Source organism: Bacteroides sp. DH3716P, from assembly GCF_025914115.1.
GTDB classification, from domain to species: domain Bacteria; phylum Bacteroidota; class Bacteroidia; order Bacteroidales; family Bacteroidaceae; genus Bacteroides; species Bacteroides ovatus.
In genome coordinates this window covers 6,607,915-6,611,503 of record NZ_CP083673.1, presented here as the reverse complement: position 1 = coordinate 6,611,503, position 3,589 = coordinate 6,607,915, and the positions used below count along the sequence as shown (strand labels likewise).

The window sequence follows — 3,589 nt, the reverse complement described above, 5'->3', positions numbered from 1 at the left end:
GCAGCTGCAACATTGGCGAGCACATTGAGGTAGTCGGTGTATTGGTACCGAGGAAACGGGGCGATGCCCTTTATTTCAACCTGTCGGCAAGCAGCATCAGCCACCAGCCTGCCGAGGCAGAGGACTGCATCAAGGGCGTGATGGAGTTCCGCGGCAAGGTGGGCAAGAGCATTGAGGACAAGACGGACAAGAATGGTGTGCCGTACTGCCAGTTCTCCGCTTTCAGTGCAGAGAAAGTACAGGACGGATTTGAATACATCTGGGTAAGTTTCTTCCTCTTCGATGGCAAACGTGAGGCATGGCTGCAACCGGGTGTGAAAGCGAACATCAAAGGGGCGTTGTCTGTCAGTGTCTTCAATGACAAGTTGGACTTCTCCTGCCGAGTGTCGGAGATGAGCGAATATGTTCCTCAGCCCTATAATGGTTAATGACTATGGGAAAACCTTATACTAAAGAAGGTCCGAGTGCCGAAGACAAGGCACTCGACCTGTTTGCCGATATGATGATTGAGCGTATTCAGTCGCTGTCGGGCAAAGACGGATGNAGTGCCGAAGACAAGGCACTCGACCTGTTTGCCGATATGATGATTGAGCGTATTCAGTCGCTGTCGGGCAAAGACGGATGGAAAAAGCCCTGGTTTACTGAGGGTACGCTGCAATGGCCGAAAAATCTGAACGGACGAGAATATAATGGCATGAACGCTATGATGCTACTCCTGCATTGCGAGAAGGAGGGCTACAAGATTCCTCGCTTCTGTACCTTCGACCGCATACAGCAGTTTAACAAAACTGGCAAGAAAGACGAGGAACAGAAGCCTCGTGTGTCGGTATTGAAGGGTGAGCATTCTTTCCCCGTGATGCTCACCACGTTTACGGTGGTCAATAAGGAAACAAAAGAGCACATCAAGTGGGAGGACTACAAACTGCTCTCTCAGGAGGAGCGCGAAAAGTACAATGTATATCCAAAGCTTCAGACTTACCATGTATTCAATGTGTCGCAGACCAACCTGAAGGAGGTCAGACCAGAGTTTTGGGAGAAACTGGAACAGGAATACTCGATGCCTAAGGTGGAGAAGGACGAGCAGTTTGCCTTTGAACCCGTGGATAGGATGATAGCGGACAACCGTTGGATATGTCCCATCAAACCCATGTTCGGTGATTCCGCCTATTTCTCCATCAGCAAAAACGAGATTGTGATGCCGGAGAAAAGGCAGTTCAAGGATGGGGAGTCTTTCTACTCGAACCTTTTCCACGAGATGGGACACTCAACGGGTGCGGAGGGACAGTTGGACCGCATCAAGCCCGCTACCTTCGGCTCGGCAGAGTATGCACGCGAGGAACTGGTGGCAGAACTGACGGCTGCGCTGACCGCTCAGCGATATGGCATGACGAAGCACTTGAAGGGAGATTCGGCTGCCTATCTAAAGTCTTGGCTGGATTCGCTGAAAGAGTCGCCGCAGTTCATCAAGACCACGTTGCTCGATGTGAAGAAAGCCACCTCGATGCTCACGCAGCATATCGACAAGATTGCGATGGAGATAGACCAGGAGAAAAAGGCTGAGCAGACGGAAAATGTCGGTAATGAGGAGAAAATGGAGGGAAGTAAGGATGCCGGGCAGGTATATTACGCTTCCGTTGCCTATCTCCAATCAACGGATGACACATCGGAACTGGATAAGCTGAAAGATCGAGGAGACTATGATGGACTGCTGAAACTTGCCAAGGATTACTATGACGGTAACGGCATGGACGAGAAGCAGACCTACAGGAAGCCGTGCCAGAACAGAGGCGATGACCTGTTGATTGAGGACAAGGACTTTGCAGTGGTATATAATGGCAGTGTCGGTGGCACATACGAGGTGTTCCTAAAGCATACGGAACAGGAGATACGGGACCATATCACTCGCTATGGCATAGGACGTGCCAGTGAGGACGTGAAGGCTGTGGCGAGGGAGATGACCGCCGAAGAGTTTTCGGAATTNATCACTCGCTATGGCATAGGACGTGCCAGTGAGGACGTGAAGGCTGTGGCGAGGGAGATGACCGCCGAAGAGTTTTCGGAATTGGCGCAACGAAAGATGCCGATATTCCAGATGCCAAATGGCGGTCTGCTGAACCTGCAATATAACAAGGATAAGGATAGTCTGGATGTGGGGACTGTGACCAATGCAGGACTCTCAGTGAAACACTCCTTCCCTTTCAGTCATGACCATTCTATGGATGCAAACATCAGCTCTGCGTATGAGCAACTGCTCGACATGGAGGAGTACCAGAAGGAAGAGGTACAAGAGGAGCACGTTGCCAAGTCCGCTTTCCGAAGATGAGAGTAGTATCGTAGTATATACTAATCGTAGGCTTTACTACTCATAGTAGGTACTAACAATAGTCAGCCGCAAGGAGTATTGTCCCTGCGGTTGCTTTGGTTATGGAGTTACTTTTGACAGTCTCTTATCCACTCTTTCCAATCTATGTCATCAACAGTTAATTCTTTGGTCTCCCAATCGTAGTCGATGTTTGGCAAATTAGAATATGGGAAATAGATGCTATACCCGATTTGCCCATAGGAGCAAAATAACGGAGTGACTGCGAGTTCTCGACCATAGTAAGAGGATGGTTGAAGATAGTTCCTCCAACAAAAGCGGTCTCGTTTAATGCAGCGGCAGATATGTCTGATAAGTTGATTTCTGTCCATTATCTTTTGTCTTTGGGGGTTATCATATGATGTTCACTTCTTTTCCATTCTATTCAGGAAAGTCTGTAAATTCTCGTCTGGAATGCTCTTCAGTTTCACCGGCTTGAAACCGTCCAATTGCTCCACTTGAAATATCTCGTCCACTCCATATTTGGAGCCATCCACCTTTACGCTCTCCATTTCTTTGACGGAGGTATAGCCATACTCCGTTTCATGCAGACCGCATACGATGATGAATAACGTGGTGTCGTTACCTTCCTGTTGCCCTTCAAGTACGAACCAACGGACGTGTCCGATGAAGAATATTGCCACACAAACGGCATCCTTGCCTTTGCCGTCCTGTGAGTAAAGAGGATAGGATTTCAGTCTCTCCTCCAACGTGGGTGTAATCAATCTGCTTGCCATAGTCAATCGTTGTTAAGTGTTCTGTAATACATTCTGTTTTCAACAAGGTGTTCGATGGTCTCTGCTGCCAATCGGCACACCCACTCGTTACGCTGGTCATAACGACCTTTTTGATAGTCGTTGGCAAGGCGTTCCAAGAAGGCAAACACCACCTTGCCCTTTTCGTTGATGAGATAGCGATGGTCATCTGCAAGGGCATTGCCTACCTTGGCGGCTGAACCCATCTGACCGTTTACGAACCGTGAGAAGCACTCGATAAATGCCTTCTCGTTTTCTGATAATCTGTTGTTCATATCCTTTGAATTAAGAGTTAAATACTTGCCTGATAATAGATGTTTGGCTCACTGCTGACGTTGTAGATGTAAGCGTCTCCGCGATTCTATATAGTGTATTAAAATAAAAAAGCTAATGATCCCTTTTTAGTCATTAGCCTTTTCCCATCTGTCAGGAAGCAGTTCCCTGTATTTTTCAATTGGTGTGTTCGGTTGCCATT

Annotated in this window: 4 protein-coding genes; 2 read left to right on the top strand and 2 right to left on the bottom strand. The window is 48.1% G+C overall.

Annotated elements, in window-relative coordinates; all coding sequences use genetic code 11:
* Both KQP79_RS25690 and KQP79_RS25685 read left to right on the top strand, forming a co-directional pair.
* On the top strand, positions 1 to 428 hold a 428-nt coding region (locus KQP79_RS25690; RefSeq protein WP_264386599.1), incomplete at its 5' end, for a hypothetical protein.
* 5 nt (positions 429 to 433) lie between these two features.
* Positions 434 to 2,323: a zincin-like metallopeptidase domain-containing protein gene (locus tag KQP79_RS25685; protein ID WP_413541952.1), complete on the top strand. Its 1,890-nt coding sequence runs from the start codon at positions 434 to 436 to the stop codon at positions 2,321 to 2,323.
* Positions 2,324 to 2,724: 401 nt separating this feature from the next.
* Here the strand turns inward: KQP79_RS25685 and KQP79_RS25680 are convergent, their stop codons facing one another.
* Positions 2,725 to 3,096, bottom strand: coding sequence for a DUF2958 domain-containing protein (locus KQP79_RS25680; protein ID WP_004319962.1), 372 nt, complete (start codon positions 3,094 to 3,096; stop codon positions 2,725 to 2,727).
* Positions 3,097 to 3,098: 2 nt separating this feature from the next.
* Positions 3,099 to 3,389: a hypothetical protein gene (locus KQP79_RS25675; RefSeq protein WP_004319960.1), complete on the bottom strand. Its 291-nt coding sequence runs from the start codon at positions 3,387 to 3,389 to the stop codon at positions 3,099 to 3,101.
* Between the last annotated feature and the right edge of the window lie 200 nt (positions 3,390 to 3,589).